The organism is Gemmatimonadaceae bacterium, assembly GCA_020852815.1.
Lineage (GTDB): Bacteria > Gemmatimonadota > Gemmatimonadetes > Gemmatimonadales > Gemmatimonadaceae > SCN-70-22.
The window spans coordinates 175,798-194,938 of the sequence record JADZAN010000001.1 but is presented as its reverse complement, the minus strand read 5'-3'; the positions used below and the strand labels follow the sequence as shown (position 1 = coordinate 194,938).

Below are 19,141 nucleotides of genomic sequence, written 5' to 3'. Positions count from 1 at the left end.
CGGGGGGGGTGGGGGGGTGGGGAGGCGCACTACCTACATCGGATCAGTCAGACGTGAGTGCTCATCGCATTCTCGACCTGCTCGGGCGGGTCGCGGCGGGAGAGTTGGCGCCGGAGGCCGCGCTGGAGCGGATGGCGCTGGCGCCGTACGAGACGCTCCCCTTCGCCACGATCGACCATCACCGGTCGCTCCGACAGGGGTATCCGGAGGTCGTGTTCGGGAGCGGGAAGACGCCCGATCAGATCGTCACCATCGCCGAGCGACTGGCGGCCATGGGAGACGGCTTCCTTGTGACGAGGGCCGATGAAGGCGCACGCGGCGCGCTGCGGGCACGTTTTCCCGACGCCATCGTGCATGACACGGCGCGCACCGTTCGCCTCGCTGGGCAGGTCCCGCCTCCGCTCGGGAGCGGCACCATCCTCATCGTGACGGCGGGAACGAGCGACCTACCGGTTGCCGACGAGGCTGCGGAGACGGCGCTGGCCCTGGGCAACACCGTCGCTCGGCTCACGGACGTGGGAGTGGCCGGGATCCACCGTTTGCTCGCGCGCGGCGAGGAGCTGCGGGAGGCCCGCGTGGTGATCGTCGTGGCGGGAATGGACGGGGCGCTTCCGTCGGTGGTCGGTGGCTTGGTGAAGGCACCGGTGATTGCGATCCCGACGAGCGTCGGGTACGGGGCGGCGTTCTCCGGCGTGGCGCCGCTGCTGACGGCGCTCAATTCCTGCGCGGCCGGCGTAACCGTTGTGAACATCGACAACGGGTTTGGCGCAGCGGTCGCGGCGAGCAGAATAGCGCACGGTTGAGCCGGGCATGGTTTTCCACGTGACGGACATCGAGATGCTTTGCTCGATTAGGCATGAGGCCGGTTTGATGCTCGATGCGTGGAGAACTGGCGATTTGGCCGGAATCTCCTAAGTCTCTTCTGGTCTTCAATCGAGCGGCAGGATTGCGAAGTTCGAAGCCGCTGGCGAGGTCTCCTGCGCTTCGTCGGCGAAGGGGGCGCGCCCGCGTTGGCGCCGGTGCCGAGCTTCATTGCCCTGCGCGTGTCTCGTACCTTGGCGTTCGACGTCATCCCTCCCCGAAGACTCTCGCGGATCACGTGCCGTAATGCTCTGCAACACACCACCTTGCGATTCTCACTTCACGTGAAATGTTGAAAGCTCGTTGACGCTGGCCCACAACCGCGATAGGTTTCGGCTCGTAGTCCACGGGGGCGACCTGGATTCGACGGGGTCGGTGACGCTGTGGCTGCGTGCCCAGCTGCTGAGCGCTGGCTAAACACTCGGCAAAATCACAACTGCCAACACTGAACTGGCCCTCGCCGCGTAACTCCTAGGAGTTGCTGCTGGCGTTGCTCCTGATGAAGCCTGCCCGAGGCGGCGTCCGGAGTATCGCAATATCGGGATAGTCCGGCGTCGCGCCTCTTGGCGCCGGGCGAAATCCATAGGAGGCTTGTGCAGCAATGGGCCGCTCACCGGCCAGTGGCTGCAGACCCCAATCGGTGAGCTACGCACGTAGACGCTGTGGTAGATCTTATCTCGGACCGGGGTTCGACTCCCCGCGCCTCCACTCGGAAAACCCCAATCGTTCGCGATTGGGGTTTTCCATTTTCCACATAGCTTCCGGCCACTCCTCCACCTTCAGGCTCGGCGCGCCATGAACAACGGGCGGTTCCAGACTCCCAATCCCCCGGTTCACCGGACCTCCACGGTCCTGTTCGACAGCACGGCGCACCTCCTCCAGTCGCAATCGGCGCTCTTCAGCGGCGCAGACGGGACGATCTACGCAACCTTCGGAACCCCGACGACGCGTGCGCTCGCAGACCTGATCGCCCAACGTGAAGGCGGGGCCGGTGCGGTATTCGCGCCCTCGGGGCTGGGCGCGGTCGCGCTCGCGCTCCTCTCGGTGCTGCGCGCCGGCGACCATCTTCTGATGGTCGACACGGTCTACGGTCCCACGCGCGGTCTCTGCGACGGGATGCTGCGCCGGTTCGGCGTGGAGAGCGAGTACTACGACCCGACGGTCGGGAGCGGCATAGCCTCGAAGATCCGCCCCAACACGCGTGCGATCTTCATGGAGAGTCCAGGGAGCTTCACGTTCGACGTGCAGGACGTCCCGGCCATCGTCGCCGAGGCGCGGCGCGCCGAGCTCACGCGCGGCGAGAACGTCTACACGATCATCGACAATGCCTGGGGCTCGCCGGGGCTCTTCACCCCGCTGGCCCTGGGCGTGGACGTGTCCGTCATTCCGCTCACCAAGTACTGGGGAGGGCACGCGGACTTCGTCCTGGGTGCGGTGGTCGGGAACGAGCGGGCGTGGAAGCTGGTGCGCTCTTGCGCCTGGGACATTGGCTCGTGCGCGCAAGGAGACGATGCCGCGCTGGCGCTCCGCGGGGCGCGATCGGTCGACGTGCGGCTGGAGCGTCATGCGGCATCGGCGCTCGCGGTGGCGCAGTTCCTCACCACGCATCCGCGCGCGGGGCGCGTGCTGCACCCAGCGCTTCCGGGTTCGCCTGGGCACGAGCTCTGGTTGCGTGACTTCTCGGGGAGCAACGGGCTCCTCTCGTTCGAGTTGCTGTCCGCCGATGGCACGCCGGCCGATCCCGAGATGGCGGCGCGCGTAGCCGACGCGCTCTCTGATTCGGGGATGTTCGGGCTTGGCTACTCGTGGGGGGGATACGAGTCGCTGGTGATGCCGGGGGTGCTCCCCAATGGCGGCTCGCACATGGAGCGAAGCGTCCGGTCCTGGACGGGCGGGACGCTGCTCCGCCTGCACATCGGGCTGGAGCCGGTCGAGCGACTCATTGAAGCGTTGGCGAAGGCGCTCGAGTAGCCTGGTCATCGCGTCAGACTCAGATGGAACGCTCGAAGGCGTGACACGGCGAGGGGTTCCGGGGTAGAATCGCCTCACTCACTCGGGGAAGCTCGCCATTCGCCGTCATCACATCCTGCTGTGGCCCGCGCGTGGCCAGCGTGCGACGCTTGCATTCGCCGTCGCCCTCGCGCTGGCGCTCTCTGGATGTAGTGATGAGCGCCCGCCTCAAGCGTCCAACGTCGCGGCGCGACCGTCGCCGCTATCGGGTGAGGGGTTCGTGGGGTCCGCCAGCTGCATGGGATGCCATCGTGAGGCGTACGATGGCTGGCGTGGCTCGCAGCACGCGGCCGCCATGCAGCCCGCCAACGAGTCGACCGTGCTCGGCGACTTCCGCGACCAGGCGTTCACCGAGGATGGCACGACGTCGCGCTTCTTCCGGCGCGGCGAGCGGTTCTTCGTGAACACCATTGGCCCGGATGGCGCGCTGCACGACTACGAGGTGGTGTACACGTTCGGCGTCCATCCGCTGCAGCAGTACCTCGTCCCCTTTCCGGGCGGGCGATTGCAGCCGCTGCCGCTGGCGTGGGACACTCGGCCGGCGGCGCAGGGAGGGGCCCGGTGGTTCACGCTCGATCACGTGGCGCCTTTGGGCGCGGAGGACGACGGGCATTGGAGCGGGCGCGGACTCAACTGGAACTACATGTGCGCCGACTGCCACGCGACGGCGGTGCGCAAGCGTTATGCAGCGGACCGCGACACCTTCGCCACTGCCTTTGTCGAGCCTGGGGTAGGGTGCGAGTCGTGTCACGGTCCGGGCGCGGCGCACGTGGCATGGGGGAAATGGCCGGCATGGCTGCGCGCGACGCTGCGTCGCGACAAGGGGCTCGCGGTGCGGTTGCGGGAGCGCGCGGGGGTGCAATGGCGCGTCGATCCGCGAAACGGACTACCAGTTCGCAGCGTGGCGCGCCGCACGAGCGTCGAGATCGAGACGTGCGCTCCGTGCCATGCTCGGCGCGTGCACATGGCGGATGGGTGGGTGGCGGGGAAGGCGCTGCTCGACTACTACGACCCGGAAGTCCTCGTCCCGGGGTTGTACTTCGCCGACGGGCAGCAGCGCGACGAAGTGTACGATCACGGATCGTTCCTGCAGAGCCGCATGTTCGCGGCCGGCGTCACCTGTGCCGATTGTCACGAGCCGCACTCGCAGAAGCTGCGCGCACCTGGGCGGCAGGTGTGCCTCCAGTGCCACGCCGCGGCGCGATACGACACGACGGCGCACCATGGCCACGCGCGCAGCGGTGAGGGGAGTGACTGCGCCGCGTGCCACATGCCGGTGACCACGTACCTCGAGATCGATGGGCGGCACGACCACTCCATTCGCATCCCGCGTCCCGATCGCACGGTGGCCCTGGGGGTGCCGAACGCCTGCGCGACGTGCCATGCCGACAAGCCCGCGACGTGGGCCGCGAGCGCCGTCGCCAACTGGCGTGGTCGTGGTGCGACCGGCAATCAACCGTTTGCCGAGTCGTTCGCGGCGGCGGAGCGCGGCGTGGTGGATGGCGTGGCGCGATTGCTGGCGGTGGCGAACGACCAGGGGGAGAGTGCGGTGGCGCGCGCGTCCGCGTTTGCCCGCTTGGCCAACACGGGCGACTCGGCGGTGCTTGTCGCAGCGGCTCGGGCGCTCCGCGACCGGGAGCCGCTCGTGCGGCGGTGGGCGGTGGAGGCGATCGGTGGCGCGCCCGACGGCCTCAGGTTGCAGCTGCTGACGCCGGCGCTGTCCGACTCGGTGCGCGCGGTGCGCCAGCGCGCAGCGTGGCACCTCGCGCGGCTGGCGGGGCGGATCGCCGACGCGCCCGCGCGCCGCGCGTTCGAGCGGGCGGCCGCCGAGTTTGTCGCCAGCCAGCGCTACAACGCTGACCGTGCCGACCATCGCGTGGCGTTAGGCGTCTTCTTCCTGGCGCGCGGCGATACGAGCTCGGCGCTTGCGGAGTTCGGCGCGGCGGCGCGCCAGTGGCCGCGTCAGCTCGATGCCGTCCTCAACCTGGCGGGGGTCCTGAGCCTGCAGGGGCGCGAGCGTGACGGCGAGGCGGCGTTGCGCGACGCCATCGCGCGAGTGCCTGACGTGCCCGGGCTGCACGACGCGCTGGCGCAGTCGCTGGCGCGCCAACAGCGCCTGGCGGAGGCCATCGCCGAGTCCGAGCGCGCGGTGCAGCTGTCGGATGGCGAAGCAGCGTTCCGGCGAACGCTCGACGCCCTGCGCAGGGCAACGCCGCAGCACCGCTGAGGCGCGGTGCGACCGTTCGTGCAGGTGCTGCCGGCGTGCGCCCCGCGACTCAGGATGAAAGCGCGGCCTGGGCGGCGGCGAGTCTGGCGATGGGGACGCGGAAGGGCGAGCAGGAAACGTAGTCGAGCCCCGCGCGGTGACAGAAACCGACCGAGCGCGGCTCGCCGCCATGCTCGCCGCAGATTCCCGTCTTGAGCGTGGCGCGCGTTGCGCGACCGTCGCGTACCGCCATCTGGATCAGCTTGCCCACGCCAGTCACGTCGAGCGTCTGGAACGGATCGTCGGGAAGGATGCCGCGCTCCACATAGTGAGGGAGGAAGCGCCCGGCGTCGTCGCGACTGAGGCCCAGCGTGGTCTGCGTCAGGTCGTTTGTCCCAAAGGAGAAAAACTCCGCCGAGGCGGCGATCTCGCCCGCGGTGAGCGCCGCACGGGGCAGCTCGATCATCGTGCCGATCTGGTAGTCGAGGCTCTCGCCCATGGCGCGCACCACCTGTGCGTGGCATTCCTCGAGCAGGGCGCGCTGGTTCTCGAACTCCTTCACCGTGGCGACGAGCGGGATCATGATCTCCACGTGGACGTCGATGCCACGCCGCTTGGCGCGCACCGCCGCCTCGAAAATGGCACGCCCCTGCATTTCGGTGATCTCGGGATAGGTGATGCCGAGCCGGCACCCGCGATGCCCGAGCATCGGGTTGCTCTCGCGCAGCCCGTCGACGATATGCATCAGTTCCTGGCGCGTGAGCTTGAGCTGTCGCGCCAGCAGCTTGCTCTCCTCGCCACCGTGCGGGAGGAACTCGTGCAGCGGCGGGTCGAGGAGGCGGATGTTGACGGGGTAGCCGTTCATCGCCTCGAAGATCGCCTCGAAGTCGGACCGCTGCATGGGGAGGAGCTTGGACAGCGCGCGGCGGCGTCCCCCCTCATCGCGGGCGACGATCATCTCGCGCATCGCCTGGATGCGATCGCCCTCGAAGAACATGTGCTCGGTGCGACAGAGCCCGATCCCCTCGGCGCCAAAGCCGCGCGCGATGCGGGCGTCGCGCGGCGTATCGGCGTTGGCGCGCACGCGAAGGCGGCGCGCCTCGTCGGCCCAGTCGAGGACGCGCGAGAACGCCTGGTAGAGCGGGGCGGTCGCCGCCGGGACCTGCCCCGAGATGACGCGCACCACCTCGGAGGGGATGGTGGGGAGGTCGCCGGCGAACACGCGCCCCGTGCCGCCGTCGAGCGTGATCCACTCCCCCTCGCTCACGGTGCGCCCCTCGACGGTGAACTGTCGGTTGCGCACGTCGACCACGACGTCCTTGCAGCCGACGACCGCGCACTTGCCCATCCCGCGGGCCACGACGGCGGCGTGCGACGTCATCCCGCCGCGTGACGTGAGCACCGCCCGGGCGGCGACGATGCCGTGGAAGTCCTCCGGTGTGGTCTCGTCGCGCACGAGGATCACGCCCTGTCCGCTGGCCGCCTTCTGTTCCGCGACATCGGGGTCAAACACGGCAATGCCGGCGGCGGCGCCCGGGCTGGCGGGGAGCCCCACGGCGATGGGGCGCGCGTGCGCCGATGGATCGATCACCGGGTGCAACAGCTGGTCGAGCTGCGCCGCATTGACGCGCTGGATCGCCTCCGCATGGGCAATGAGCCCTTCATCCACCATCTCGCCGGCAATGCGGATGGCGGCGGCCGCGGTGCGCTTCCCGGTGCGCGTCTGCAGCAGGTAGAGCGTGCCGCGCTCCACCGTGAACTCGAGGTCCTGCATGTCGCGAAAGTGCCGCTCCAGCAACTCCTGCACGCGCAGGAGGTCGGCGTAGGCCTCGGGGAGGCGCGTGGCCAGCTCGCCGATGTGGAGCGGCGTGCGGATGCCGGCCACGACGTCCTCGCCTTGCGCATTGATGAGGCACTCGCCGTAGAACGTGCGCTCGCCCGTCGACGGGTCGCGCGTGAATGCCACGCCGGTACCCGAGTCGTCGCCCATGTTGCCGTAGACCATGGCGACGACGTTCACGGCGGTGCCGGCGTCCTCCGCGATGCCGTTCACCTTGCGGTAGTCAACCGCCTTCTTGAGCGTCCATGACTTCCAGACAGCCTCGATGGCCCCCCACAGTTGCGCCTGCACGTCCATCGGGAAGTCGCGCCCGGTGGTGTTGCGAATGAGCGACTTGTACTCCTCGACGAGGTTGCGCAACGCGCCTTCGTCCAGCTCCGCATCCGACGCCGCGCCACTCATGAGGCGCTTGGCCTTGAGCAGGTGCTCGAAGTCGTGCGCGGGGACGCCCAGCACCACGTCGCCGTACATCTGCAGGAAGCGGCGATACGAGTCGAAGGCGAATCGCGGATTCCCCGACTGCTGTGCCAGCCCTTGCACCGTGCGGTCGTTGAGGCCGAGGTTCAGGATCGTCTCCATCATTCCCGGCATCGACACCGCGGCGCCGGAGCGCACCGAGACCAACAGCGGATTGCGGGCGTCGCCGAACCCGCGGCCGGTGGCTGCCTCGAGCTTCGTGAGGTTGGCCGCCACTTCCTCCTCGAGTCCCGCCGCGCGTGTCGCGGCTGCAAGGAACTCCATGCACGTCGCGCAGTCGATGGTGAAGCCCGGCGGGACGGGGACACCGAGATTGGTCATCTCGGCGAGGTTGGCCCCCTTGCCGCCTAACACGGCCTTCATGTCGCGCGTGCCGTCGGCCTTGCCGTTGCCGAAGAAGTAGACGTGGGGCATGGAGGGCGGACGGGGGACGGGAGACGGGGGACGGGAGAATGCGAGGTGCGGGACGCGGTCCTGGCGAGCGGCCAAGAGCGTCCCGCGGGGGCTACTTCGTTACCCCTCTGGCCATCGTGTCACACGCCGGCGGGTTCGCGACGGCCGTAGCGAAGCTTCACCGGATTGGTCGGGGCGGACGTGGGATACTCGCCGGAGAAGCAGGCGTGGCAGAATCCCTCGGGCCCGCAGGGGACCGCGGCGAGCATCCCGTCGAGCGAGAGGTAGCCGAGCGAGTCGACGCCGATCATGCGTGCGATCTCGTCCACCGAGTGGTTCGCGGCGATCAGCTCTTCCTTGTTAGGCGTATCGATGCCGTAGTAGCAGGGGCCGATGATCGGCGGGGAAGAGACGCGCATGTGGACTTCGCGGGCGCCGGCGCCACGCACGAGGGCAACGAGGCCGCGCGTGGTGGTGCCGCGCACGATGGAGTCGTCGACCATCACCACACTCTTCCCGGCCAGGACCTCGCGCACCGGGTTGAACTTGACCTTCACCTTGTGGTCGCGCCCGGACTGCGTGGGCTGGATGAAGGTGCGCCCGATGTAATGGTTGCGGATGAGCGCGAGCTCGAGCGGGAGGCCGGAGCGTTCGGCGAAGCCGAGCGCCGCGGCGTTGGAGGAATCGGGGACGGCGAAGACCAGGTCGGCGGTGGGCGCCGGCTGCTCCTCGGCGAGCCGTTGCCCGAGGGCGCGCCGCGCCCGGTCGACGGACCCGCCAAAGACGTACGAATCGGGGCGGGCAAAGTAGACGTGCTCGAAGACGCAGCGTTGCAGCTGACGCGGCGGCTCGGCCTGGAACGAGCGCAGCCCGTCACCATCCACGGCGATGATCTCGCCCGGCCTCACCTCGCGCACGAGCTGCGCCCCGACGATATCGAGCGCGCACGTCTCCGACGCGAAGACGTAGCCACCGTTGAGCGTCCCGACCACGAGCGGACGCCAACCGCGCGGATCGCGCGCGGCCAGGAGTGTCTGCCCGATGATCACCACGAGGCAGTAGGCCCCCTCGATACCGCGCAGCGCCTCGGCCAGCATGTGCTCGGGGAGCGCCTGCGCCGCGCGCGCCAGGCGATGCACGATGACCTCGGAATCCATCGTGGAGGCGAAGATCGAGCCCGAGTCCTCGAGCTTGGCCCGTACCTCCACGGCGTTGGTGAGGTTGCCGTTATGCGCCAGGGCGATGTGTCCGCCCTTGAAGCGCGCGAGCACCGGCTGTGCGTTCTCGATGGTGGACGAGCCGGCGGTGCTGTAGCGCGTGTGACCGATGGCAATGCGCCCAACGAGCGATTCCATCTCGCGCGCCGAGAGTCCCTCGCCCACGAGCCCCATCTTGCGCGTCCCGCGCGCAACCGAGTCGCCGTCGACGGCAACGATCCCCGCCGATTCCTGCCCGCGATGTTGCAACGAGTAGAGGCCAAGGTGCGTGACCTCGGCCGCGTGCTCGGCGCCATATACTCCAAAGATTCCGCACATCGCTCAGCCCTCCTGCGAGTCGGCGGTGGCCGAGGCGACCCGCGTCATGATGCGCGGGATCGCGTCGTGATACGCGTCGGCGAGCGCCGCGACGGGGACGTCGATCGCGCCATCCGAGTAACGTATCCGGAATGCACCGTTCCTCGTTCCCACGCGCCCAATCACGCGCGACGGGACGTCATGTCGCTGTGCGATGGCCAGCACGGCTTCCGGGGATGAGGTGGAGACGATCACGCGTCCGTGTGCCTCGCCGAACAGGAGGGCCCGCGAGCGGAGCTGTCCCCACACGGTGAGGTCGACATCGACGCCGATGGCTGCGTCGCGCTCCATCATCGCGCACTCGGCGAGGGCGACCGCGAGCCCTCCGTCGGAGCAGTCGTGCGCCGATGCGACGGCGCCGCTGCGGATGGCCTCGAGGAGCGCGTCGATGAGTCGCTTCTCGCCGGCCAGGTCAAGCTGCGGCGGAGTGCCGATCGTGAGCCCGTGGATGCGCGAGAGGTATTCGCTGGCGCCCAACTCATCCGTGCAGTTGCCCAGCAGGACGATGGTGTCACCCTCACCGACGAAGGCGCTGCGCGTGACCCAGTCGAGGTTCTCGATGAGTCCCACCATGCCGACGGTGGGCGTCGGGAAGACGGCCGAGATGGGGCTCTCGTTGTAGAACGAGACGTTGCCGCCGGTGACCGGCGTGCCTAACGCGGTGCAGGCGTCGCCCATGCCGCCGACGGCTTCCTTGAACTGGAAGAACACCTCGGGCTTGCGGGGATTCCCGAAGTTGAGGCAGTTGGTGATGGCCATCGGGCGGGCGCCGGTGCACGCCACGTTGCGCGCCGCCTCCGCCACCGCGGCGCGCCCGCCGGTGCGCGGCTCGAGGTAGACATAACGCCCGTTGCAGTCGGTCTTGACGGCAATCGCCTTGTTGGTGCCGGGGAGCCGGACCACCGCCGCGTCGGACGCACCGGGGCCGACCACCGTGCTGGCGCGTACCGTGGAGTCGTACTGGCGATAGACCCACGTCTTGCTGGCGATCGTTGGGCTCGTGAGGAGCTGCACCAGCGTCCACGCCGCGTCCGCTTCCTCCGGGCGTGGGGTGACGGCGTTGGGATCGCGTGAACGTAGCGCCACGATGGCGTCGCTCTCGCGCGAATCCGGGTAGTACACCGGGCACTCGGTCACCAGCTTCGACCCGGGAAACTCGGCGACGACATGCTCGCCCTCGGTCACGCGATACACCGGCTCGCTGATCACCTCACCGATGACTTCCGCGGTCAGGTCCCACTTCTCGAGGATCGCCTTGACGTGCTGCTCGTGCCCCTTCTTCGCCACGACGAGCATGCGCTCCTGCGATTCGGAGAGGAGGATCTCGTACGGCGTCATGTGCGTTTCGCGCACCGGGACCCTGCTGGTGTCGATGGTGACGCCGACGTCGCCGCGCGCCGCCATCTCGGCGGAGGAGCTGGTGAGCCCGGCCGCCCCCATGTCCTGGATCGCGACGATGTGCCCGCTCTTGATCAGTTCGAGCGAGGCCTCGAGGAGGAGCTTCTCGGTGAAGGGATCGCCCACCTGCACGCGCGGGCGCTTGGCCTCGCTGGCCTCGGTGAGGTCTTCCGACGCGAACGAGGCGCCATGGATTCCATCGCGCCCGGTGCGCGCACCGACGGCGATGATCGGGTTGCCGACTCCCTCGGCCTTGGCGCGAATCAACTCGTCTTCGCGCAGGAGGCCGACGCACATCGCGTTGACGAGGGGATTCCCCTCATAGGCCGGGTCGAAGACGACCTCGCCCGCCACGGTTGGCACGCCCACGCAGTTGCCGTAGTCGCCCACGCCCTTGACGACGCCGGCAAAGAGCCACCGCACGCGCGCCGAGTCCAACGAGCCAAAGCGGAGCGAGTTGAGCATCGCGATGGGACGGGCTCCCATCGTGAAGACGTCGCGCAGGATGCCGCCGACGCCGGTCGCTGCCCCCTGGTAGGGTTCCACTGCCGACGGGTGGTTGTGCGACTCGATCTTGAACGCGACGGCGAGACCGTCACCCACGGCGATGACGCCGGCGTTCTCCCCCGGCCCCTGCAGCACCCATGGCGCCTGCGTGGGGAGCGTGCGCAGCACCGGCTTGGAATGCTTGTACGAGCAGTGCTCGTTCCAGAGGGCGCTGACGACGCCAAGCTCGGTGAACGTCGGTGTGCGCCCCAACAGGCGCACGAGCCGCTCGTATTCGTCAGGCGTGAGCCCGTGCTCGGCGACGAGCGCAGGCGTGATGGCCGGGTCGCCGGCGCGTGGTGTTGCGCTCATTACCACTTGAGCCCGAACATGGAGCGCACGAAGGAGCGCACCTGCGACTGATCGACATGCTCGAGCATCTCGACCTCGCCGTGATCGAACCAGATTCCCTTGCACTCGGGGCAGCGGTCGATCTTGATGTGGTGGAAGTCCGTCTCCTGGAGGTCAGCGCCGCACTTGGGGCACTTCATGTAGTGCGACTGGCGTTCGCGGCTGGCGCGCTCCTGGTCGAGGCGCGCGCGCTCGGCCTTGATCAACTCGGCGTCCTGCTTGACGAAGTACTCGTCTTCGGCGCGCGTCGGTGAGGGCGTCTTGCGATGATCCATGGTCGTATCGAAGCGGTCGGGGGGATGGGCGAAGGGCGGAGTCGTCAGGCAGCGACGGTGGCGAGCATGCTCTCGAACAGCGCGAGGCCGTCCTGGCTGCCGAGGCGCGCATCCACGGCGCGCTCGGGATGCGGCATCATGCCGAGCACGTTGCCGCGCGCGCTCAAGATGCCGGCGATGTTGTCGAGCGATGCATTGGGATTCGCCTCGGGGACGATGGCGCCGGCAGCGTTCGCGTAGCGGAAGACGACCTGTCCGCCATCCTCGAGCGCCGTGAGCCCGTCCTGGGCGATGGTGAAGCGGCCGTCGCCGTGCGCGACGGGAATGCGCAGCAGCTGTCCGTCGTGGTAGCGGTTGGTGAAGCGCGTGGATGCGTTCTCGACGCGCAGCGTCACCATCTCGCTCACGAACTGCAGGGAGGCGTTGCGCAGGAGGGCCCCGGGAAGCAGGTGCGCCTCGCAGAGGATCTGGAAGCCGTTGCAGATGCCGAGGACCGGCGCACCGCGTTCGGCGTGCGCGATCACCTCGCGCATGATGGGCGAGAAGCGGGCAATGGCGCCGGAGCGCAGGTAGTCGCCGTAGCTGAAGCCGCCGGGCAGGATGATGACATCGCAGCGCTGGAGGTCATGGTCCTTGTGCCAGAGGCGCACGGCCTCCTCGCCTAACGCATCGGCAACGGCGACGTAGGCGTCCTCGTCGCAGTTGGAGCCGGGGAAGGTGACGATGCCGAACTTCACGCGGGGGTCACTCCTGCGAGTTCGTAGTCCTCCGTGACCGGGTTGGCCAGGAGCTTGTCGCACATGCTGCGCACGGCGGCGCCGGCCTGGTCGCTCGAGTCGGCGTCGACGTCGAGGACGAGGTGCCGCCCGACGTGGACGTCGCCGACGGCGGAGAAGCCGAGGGCGTGAAGCGCGTCGGCGACGGCCTTGCCCTGGGGATCGAGGATCCCGCGGCGGGGAACGATGTGAACAGCTACACGATAGCGGGGCATCCCCGTCAGTCCTCGGAGGTGGGAGGGGTGGGTGGAGCATGCTGGGTTGTCCCCGGAGCAGTGCCGCCTCCGGAGGCGTTAGGCGGCCCGGAGGGGCGCGGACCGCGCGGCCGCCTGCGCCGGCGTCGGCGGCGACCATCGCCGCGTCCGTCGTCGCGCGCCTCGTCGCGCGCCTCATCGTCGGCGACGACGAGCGCGCGATCGTTCATATCACCGTCAGCCGCATACTCCTCGTAGTCGTCGCCGTTGCCCGGGAGGCGGTCGAGAAGGCCGATGAAGACGGTCGCCACCAGGCCGTACAGGACGTACGCCATGGCGGCGGGGAAGAAGAACGACTTGGGGAGGAAGATGACGCCGACGATCGTCCCGATCACGAGGAGCGAGCCGAGCACCTGGCGGACGCTCCGGTAGCCGATGGTCGGCATCGCGGCGTACTGCACGTTGCTGATCATCAGGAATGACAGCCCGAGCATGATGAAGCGCAGCATCTGATGCCATGGGAGGTCGGCGATCATCGTCTGCGTGTACAGGTCGGTCTGGCTGAACCAGTAGTACGTGGCGAGCGTCCCGCCGGCGGCGGGGGAGGGGAGGCCGTGGAAGTGTGTCTTCTTGCGCCCGGCCTGCTCGACGTTGAAGCGCGCGAGGCGGATCACCGCGCACATCGTGAACATGAAGCAGAAGATCCAGTCCCACCCCGCCTGGTTGAAGACGGCGAAGTAGATGATCATCGTGGGCGCGAGGCCGAACGAGATGGCGTCGACGAGCGAGTCGAGTTCCTCGCCGAAGCGGCTCCCGGTGTTGGTGGCGCGCGCCACGCGCCCGTCGAGCGCATCGGCCACGCCGCCGAAGACGATGTAGGAGACCGCGCGCGAGAAATCGCCGCGCGAGGCGGCGACGATCGCGAAGACGCCGAAGAAGAGGTTCGCGAGCGTGAACCCGTTCGGCAGCAGGACGACCGCGCGGCGCGGTTGCGGGCGTGCCACGCTCAGCCCCCTCCCAGCCGGGCGAGGAGCGTCGTCCCGGCAAAGGTCGTCTCTCCCACCTGCACCGCCGGCACCGCCGTCGTGGGGAGGAAGACGTCGACGCGCGAGCCGAACCGGATGATCCCCATGCGCTCGCCCTGGTCCACGTCCTCGCCCACGCGGCTGTAGGTGACGATGCGGCGCGCGATGAGGCCGGCGATCTGGCGCACGAGGATGCGCATCCCCCGGTGCTCGAGCCCCACCGACATCTGCTCATTCTCGAGCGACGACTTCTCGGTGGCCGCGTTGAGGAACTTGCCGGGGTTGTAGTGGACAAACTTCACCGTGCCGGCCACCGGGTAGCGGTTGACGTGCACGTTGAAGACATTCATGAAGATCGAGATGCGGAGGGCGCGCCCGTGAATGAAGGCGGGTTCGTCCACCTCGGTGATCATCACGACACGTCCGTCGGCCGGCGAGATGACCAGGTCCTCGCCGCGATCGCCGCTCCGCTCGGGGTCGCGGAAGAAGTACGCCACCCATAGCGCGAGGATCGTGAAACAGAAGGCGAGGAGCCAGAGCGGCCAGGAGCGACGCCCCAGCGCGGCGGCATAGCCGGCGACGGCGAGCGCCGCCGCGATGAGCATGAAGGGATACCCTTCGCGGGCGAAGTTCACGGGAGGCTGGACACGTCGAGGGAGGCGCCGGTGATGCGGCGGAAGGCGTCGAGATAGCGCGCGCTCGTCGCGGCCACGACCTCCTCGGGGAGGTCCGGCGGGGGCGAGTTCCCGTTCCAGCGGCCGGCGCGTCGCTCGGCGTCGAGGTAGTCGCGCAACGGCTGCTTGTCGTAACTAGGCTGCGAGCGACCCGGCGCATACTGGTCGGCCGGCCAGAAGCGCGAACTGTCGGGCGTCAGCACCTCGTCGATGAGGATGGTCTCTCCGCCCACGCGCCCGAACTCGAACTTGGTGTCGGCGATCATGATCCCGCGCGGCTCCGCGGTGCGGCAGGCGAAGTCGTAGATGGCGCGCGACAGGCGCTCGAGTTCCTTCGCTTCCGCGGCGCCGACGATCTCGGCCATCCGCGGTATCGTGATGTTCTCGTCGTGCCCGCTCTCGGCCTTTGTGGCGGGCGAGAAGATCGGCGGGTCGAGGCGCGAACTCTCGCGGAGCCCCTCCGGGAGGCGCTCGCCAGCCAGCGTCCCCGATTGCTGGTATTCCTTCCACGCCGAGCCGGCAACGAAGCCGCGCATCACGCACTCGACCGGGAAGACGTCGGTGCGCCGGGAGAGCATCACGCGCCCGCGCAACACCTCGCGATGCGGGCCTAACGCGGGGTACTCATCCACGAGGGGGTCGATCGCGGTGCCGAGCATGTGGTGCGGGACGATCGGTTCCAGCTGCTTGAGCCACCACGCGGTGAGCTGCGTGAGGACGATCCCCTTGAAGGGGACGGTCTCGCGCATGACGACGTCGAACGCCGAGACGCGGTCGGTGGCGACGAGCAGCAATCGGTCGTCGCCCAGTTCGTACACGTCACGCACCTTGCCGCGGCGATGCGCGGGGAGCGGGAGCGAAGTGGTGGCGATCACGGCGCCGATCATACGCGGACCTCCTCTCGCGCGACGGGGGCGTCGGCGCCGGCGAGGATGGGATCGACGACTTCGGCGAGGAAGTCGTCGACCTGTTGCGGGGAGCGGCCCACGAAGCGCGAGGCATCGAGGGCCGCACGGATGTCATCGAGGGCGACGCCAAACTCCGCATCGCCTGCCAGGCGGTCGAGCATGTCGTTCGCCACGCCGTCGTCCTTCATGGCGCGGGCGGCGGCGATGGAGTGACGGCGAATGACCTCGTGCGCGTCCTGGCGCGAGCGCCCGGCGCGCACCGCGCGCACGATGAGCGCTTCCGTCGCCATGAACGGGAGTTCGTCACGCACGCGCGCCGCGATGCGCGCCGGATGCACCTCGAGTCCCCCGGCGACGTTGGCCAGCAGCACGAGGATCGCGTCGGTGGCGAGGAAGCTCTCGGGGATGACGAGCCGGCGGTTGGCGGAGTCGTCGAGCGTGCGCTCGAAGTACTGGACGCTGTGCGTCTGGTTGGCGTTGGGCTCCAGCGAGGCGACGAACCGGGCGAGCGAGTTGATGCGTTCGCAGCGCATCGGGTTGCGCTTGTACGCCATGGCCGACGAGCCGATCTGCTCCTTCTCGAACGGCTCCTCGATTTCCCCAAAGGCCTGCAGCATGCGCAGATCGGAGGCGAACTTGGCCGCGCTGGCGGCGATGCCGCCGACGACGCCCAGCACCTGCGCGTCGATCTTCCTCGTGTAGGTCTGCCCGCTCACGGGGATCGACGCCGAGAAGTCCATCGCGGCGCAGACGCGGCGGTCGAGTTCGCGGACCTTGGCGTGGTCGCCGCCCAGGATGTCGAGGAACGACGCCTGCGTCCCCGTGGTCCCCTTCACGCCGCGGAAGGGGAGGGTGGCGACGCGGTGATCGAGGTCGGCCAGGTCGAGGACCAGGTCCTGCATCCAGAGCGTGGCGCGCTTGCCCACGGTGGTGAGCTGCGCCGGCTGCAGGTGCGTATAGCCCAGCGTGGGCTCGGCGCGCCACCCGCGGGCAAAGGTGGCCAGTTCGCGCAGCGCGTCCACGACCTTGGCGCGCAGGAGGCCGAGTGCCTCGCGCATGAGGATCAACTCGGCGTTATCGGTGACGTAGCACGACGTCGCGCCGTAGTGGATGAAGCCGCGCGCGGCCGGCGCCGCGTCGCCAAAGGCGTGCACATGCGCCATCACGTCGTGACGGAAGCGCTTCTCGTACGCGGCCACGGCGGCGAAGTCGATGTCGTCGAGGTGGTCACGCATCTGCGCGATGGCCTCGTCGGGAATCGGCACGCCTAACGACTGCTCGGCCTCGGCGAGTGCCAGCCAGAGCCGGCGCCAGAGCCCGTACCGGCGCTGCGGCGACCAGAGCGCGAGCATGTCGCGGGACGCGTAGCGCTCCGCCAGCGGTGTGGAGTACTGCGCGTGCGCGGTCACTGGATCACGAAGTCGGTGGTGTAGAAATAGCCGCGCCGCTCGAAGACGAGGCGGAGTCCGCTGCGCCCGCCGTAGTTGTCGAAGGCGCGCGAGACATCAGCGGCCTGCTCGATCGACGTGCGGTTGATCTGGACGATGAGGTCGCCCTCCTGCAGCCCGATCTCGGTCTTGATGCGATCGCTCGAGCGCACCACCAGGGCGCCCTTGGCGCTCCGCAGTCCGCGCTCGGCGCGGATGGCCGGGGTGAGCGAGACGAGTTCGAGTTCGCGTAACACGGTCACGCGCGGCGCCGAGACGTCGGGGAGGTCGGCGACCGTCACGGTGATCGTGGTCTCGCGCCCGCCGCGACGCACCACCAGCGGGACCGACTCGCCGACGCGCATGTCGAGTCGCTCGGCTTCCCAGTCGAAGACGTTGCGCAGCGGCCGGCCACGCGCGCGCAGGATCTGGTCGCCCGGCTGCAAGCCGGCTTTGGCGGCGGGCGAGCCCGGAATCACCGACTGCACGATGACGCCGGCGGTGACGATGTCGCGCGGGTTGTCACCGGTTCCCGTGCGCAGCTTCTCGCCGATCCAGGGGCGGCGTACGCTCCCGTGATCGAGGAGGTCGTCGACGATGCGGCGCGCGCGGTTGATCGGGATGGCGAAGCCGAGGCCGATGGAGCCGCCGCTCGGTGTGTAGATCGAGGTGTTCACGCCAATCACCTCGCCCACCGCGTTGACCAGCGGGCCGCCGGAGTTGCCCGGGTTGATCGAGGCGTCGGTCTGGATCATCCCGACGTATGCGCCGCTGCCGTCGCTGCGCCCCAGCAGGTTGCGCCCGGTGGCGCTCACGACGCCCGCGGTCACGCTCGGTTCGCTGTTGCCGATCACGAAGCCGAAGGGATTGCCGATGGCGATGGCCCACTCGCCGATGAGGAGCTGGTCCGAGGAGCCTAACGAGACAACGGGTAGGTTCCGCGCGTTGATGCGAAGCACCGCGAGGTCGTTGGTCTCGTCGGCGCCGATGAGCGTTCCGGCGTAGGTGGCGCCGTCGCGCAGCATCACCGAGATGCGGCTGGCGCCGGCGACGACGTGGGCGTTGGTGACGATGATGCCGTCGGGGCGAATGATGAAGCCCGAGCCGAGGCCCGGTTGCACCTGCTGCCCGGACCGCCCGCCGAAGAACTGCTCGAAGACGTCGACCGGGACGCGCTCGACCGTCTCCGTCTGGACCGTCACGACCGCCGGCGCCACGCGTGCCACCGCGTCGACGATCGCGGTGCGCCGCGACGCGGTGATCTGGTCGTTGACGCGGGTGACTTGCGCTGGGGCGGCGAGGGCCGCGCGCGTGGACGCGCTATCGCCTCCTTCGCAGGCCGAGCCGAGTGCGATGGCCAGGGCGGCGAGGGTGTCGCGGAGACTCATGTCGGGGAGAGATACAGCCCGGGCGGGTACGCGACCCGCTCGAGGAACAAGGCGTGGGACGGTGCGGGGGGCGACGTGCGATCGTTGCTGGTGTCGGCGAGGAGCATGCGCAGGTCGCTCGCCGGTCGCTTGCCGGTGGCGATGTCGATCATCGTGGCCACGAGGAAGCGGACCATGTGATGCAGGAACCGGTTGGCTTCGACATGAAAGGTGAGCCCGCCCTGTCGGTCGCTCCAGCAAGCGTCGGTCACGATGCAGCGATGGTGATCGTGGTCAGGGGCGGTTCCTCGGACGGCGAAGGCAACGAAGCAGTGATCGCCCACGATGTCCCGGGCCGCTGCGTCGAGCGCGCCTCGGTCGAGTGGTGGTCGCAGCGCCCACTCGGTCCGGCGCCGGAACGGCGACCGCGCTTCCTCGTCCGTGCCGACAAAGTACGCATACCGACGGGCCGTGGCGCTGTAACGTGCATGGAACTCGGGGCGCATCTCGTGCACCGCCGCTACCCACACGTCGTCGGAGAGGAGTGCGTTCATGGCGCGGCGCAACTCGGGCGCGCTCCACTTGTCCGGCACTCGCACGCCGACCGCCTGCCCGCGCGCGTGGACGCCCGCGTCGGTACGACCGGCCCCCTGGGCCACGATTCGTTCTCCGCACAACCTGGCGAGCACCCGTTCCACTTCACCCTGCACGGTGCGCTGTTCGGGCTGGACTTGCCAGCCGGAAAACGCCGTTCCGTCATAGTGCAGCACGAGCTGCAGGGTGCGCACCGACATCGCCGCGAAACTTAGCCCGGTGACCCTTCAAGTCAAGCAAACACA

The 19,141-nt window shown here is 69.0% G+C and carries 15 protein-coding genes and 1 other RNA gene; 4 read left to right on the top strand and 12 right to left on the bottom strand.

From position 1 onward, the window contains the following. The first annotated feature begins 53 nt into the window (after positions 1 to 53). The 4 genes from larB to IT359_00910 all read left to right on the top strand — a co-directional run bounded on the left by larB (position 54) and on the right by IT359_00910 (position 5,098). Positions 54 to 803, top strand: coding sequence for a nickel pincer cofactor biosynthesis protein LarB (larB, locus tag IT359_00925; GenBank protein MCC6927524.1), 750 nt, complete (start codon positions 54 to 56; stop codon positions 801 to 803). Positions 804 to 1,209: 406 nt separating this feature from the next. Further along, positions 1,210 to 1,572: a transfer-messenger RNA gene (gene ssrA / locus IT359_00920) on the top strand. Positions 1,573 to 1,656: 84 nt separating this feature from the next. After that, a complete protein-coding gene (gene metC, locus IT359_00915) occupies positions 1,657 to 2,832 on the top strand; it encodes a cystathionine beta-lyase (protein MCC6927523.1) in 1,176 nt (391 codons plus the stop codon). 277 nt (positions 2,833 to 3,109) lie between these two features. Further along, entirely contained in the window at positions 3,110 to 5,098 is a 1,989-nt protein-coding gene (locus tag IT359_00910; protein MCC6927522.1) for a hypothetical protein, read from the top strand. A 49-nt stretch (positions 5,099 to 5,147) separates the two neighbouring features. Here IT359_00910 and IT359_00905 read toward each other — a convergent pair whose 3' ends face one another. From IT359_00905 to truA, 12 genes are all read right to left on the bottom strand, one after another. Continuing rightward, positions 5,148 to 7,808 (bottom strand): pyruvate, phosphate dikinase, encoded by a 2,661-nt coding sequence (locus tag IT359_00905; GenBank protein MCC6927521.1) that lies wholly within the window; start codon positions 7,806 to 7,808, stop codon positions 5,148 to 5,150. Between the two features lie 119 nt (positions 7,809 to 7,927). Continuing rightward, positions 7,928 to 9,322 carry an amidophosphoribosyltransferase gene (locus IT359_00900; GenBank protein MCC6927520.1) on the bottom strand — a complete coding sequence of 465 codons (1,395 nt, stop codon included), beginning with the start codon at positions 9,320 to 9,322 and terminating at the stop codon, positions 7,928 to 7,930. A 3-nt stretch (positions 9,323 to 9,325) separates the two neighbouring features. Next, complete coding sequence (gene purL / locus IT359_00895) at positions 9,326 to 11,617, bottom strand: phosphoribosylformylglycinamidine synthase subunit PurL (GenBank protein ID MCC6927519.1); 2,292 nt, start codon at positions 11,615 to 11,617, stop codon at positions 9,326 to 9,328. Next, entirely contained in the window at positions 11,617 to 11,931 is a 315-nt protein-coding gene (locus IT359_00890) for a zf-TFIIB domain-containing protein (protein ID MCC6927518.1), read from the bottom strand. Before IT359_00890 ends, purL begins: the two co-directional genes overlap by 1 nt. A gap of 44 nt (positions 11,932 to 11,975) precedes the next feature. After that, positions 11,976 to 12,668: a phosphoribosylformylglycinamidine synthase subunit PurQ gene (gene purQ / locus IT359_00885; GenBank protein ID MCC6927517.1), complete on the bottom strand. Its 693-nt coding sequence runs from the start codon at positions 12,666 to 12,668 to the stop codon at positions 11,976 to 11,978. Next, positions 12,665 to 12,922 carry a phosphoribosylformylglycinamidine synthase subunit PurS gene (gene purS / locus IT359_00880; GenBank protein ID MCC6927516.1) on the bottom strand — a complete coding sequence of 86 codons (258 nt, stop codon included), beginning with the start codon at positions 12,920 to 12,922 and terminating at the stop codon, positions 12,665 to 12,667. Before purS ends, purQ begins: the two co-directional genes overlap by 4 nt. A 5-nt stretch (positions 12,923 to 12,927) precedes the next feature. Next, entirely contained in the window at positions 12,928 to 13,905 is a 978-nt protein-coding gene (gene pssA, locus IT359_00875) for a CDP-diacylglycerol--serine O-phosphatidyltransferase (protein MCC6927515.1), read from the bottom strand. Between the two features lie 2 nt (positions 13,906 to 13,907). Continuing rightward, positions 13,908 to 14,561 (bottom strand): phosphatidylserine decarboxylase family protein, encoded by a 654-nt coding sequence (locus IT359_00870; GenBank protein MCC6927514.1) that lies wholly within the window; start codon positions 14,559 to 14,561, stop codon positions 13,908 to 13,910. Further along, entirely contained in the window at positions 14,558 to 15,487 is a 930-nt protein-coding gene (locus IT359_00865; protein MCC6927513.1) for a phosphoribosylaminoimidazolesuccinocarboxamide synthase, read from the bottom strand. The genes IT359_00870 and IT359_00865 overlap by 4 nt, the downstream gene beginning before the upstream one ends. Beyond that, on the bottom strand, positions 15,484 to 16,917 hold the full coding sequence (locus tag IT359_00860; protein MCC6927512.1) for an adenylosuccinate lyase: 1,434 nt from the start codon (positions 16,915 to 16,917) through the stop codon (positions 15,484 to 15,486). The genes IT359_00865 and IT359_00860 overlap by 4 nt, the downstream gene beginning before the upstream one ends. After that, positions 16,914 to 18,323 (bottom strand): trypsin-like peptidase domain-containing protein, encoded by a 1,410-nt coding sequence (locus IT359_00855; GenBank protein ID MCC6927511.1) that lies wholly within the window; start codon positions 18,321 to 18,323, stop codon positions 16,914 to 16,916. Before IT359_00855 ends, IT359_00860 begins: the two co-directional genes overlap by 4 nt. Next, entirely contained in the window at positions 18,320 to 19,096 is a 777-nt protein-coding gene (gene truA / locus IT359_00850) for a tRNA pseudouridine(38-40) synthase TruA (protein MCC6927510.1), read from the bottom strand. Before truA ends, IT359_00855 begins: the two co-directional genes overlap by 4 nt. Positions 19,097 to 19,141: the final 45 nt, after the last annotated feature.

What these genes read in the sequence shown, in the direction of transcription:
- metC (MCC6927523.1), top strand. Translation starts at nt 1,657, where the DNA reads ATGAACAACGGGCGGTTCCAGACTCCCAATCCCCCGGTTCACCGGACC.
- IT359_00910 (MCC6927522.1), top strand. Translation starts at nt 3,110, where the DNA reads ATGGGATGCCATCGTGAGGCGTACGATGGCTGGCGTGGCTCGCAGCAC.
- IT359_00905 (MCC6927521.1), bottom strand. Translation starts at nt 7,808, where the DNA reads ATGCCCCACGTCTACTTCTTCGGCAACGGCAAGGCCGACGGCACGCGC.
- IT359_00900 (MCC6927520.1), bottom strand. Translation starts at nt 9,322, where the DNA reads ATGTGCGGAATCTTTGGAGTATATGGCGCCGAGCACGCGGCCGAGGTC.
- purL (MCC6927519.1), bottom strand. Translation starts at nt 11,617, where the DNA reads ATGAGCGCAACACCACGCGCCGGCGACCCGGCCATCACGCCTGCGCTC.
- IT359_00890 (MCC6927518.1), bottom strand. Translation starts at nt 11,931, where the DNA reads ATGGATCATCGCAAGACGCCCTCACCGACGCGCGCCGAAGACGAGTAC.
- purS (MCC6927516.1), bottom strand. Translation starts at nt 12,922, where the DNA reads ATGCCCCGCTATCGTGTAGCTGTTCACATCGTTCCCCGCCGCGGGATC.
- IT359_00865 (MCC6927513.1), bottom strand. Translation starts at nt 15,487, where the DNA reads ATGATCGGCGCCGTGATCGCCACCACTTCGCTCCCGCTCCCCGCGCAT.
- IT359_00855 (MCC6927511.1), bottom strand. Translation starts at nt 18,323, where the DNA reads ATGAGTCTCCGCGACACCCTCGCCGCCCTGGCCATCGCACTCGGCTCG.
- truA (MCC6927510.1), bottom strand. Translation starts at nt 19,096, where the DNA reads ATGTCGGTGCGCACCCTGCAGCTCGTGCTGCACTATGACGGAACGGCG.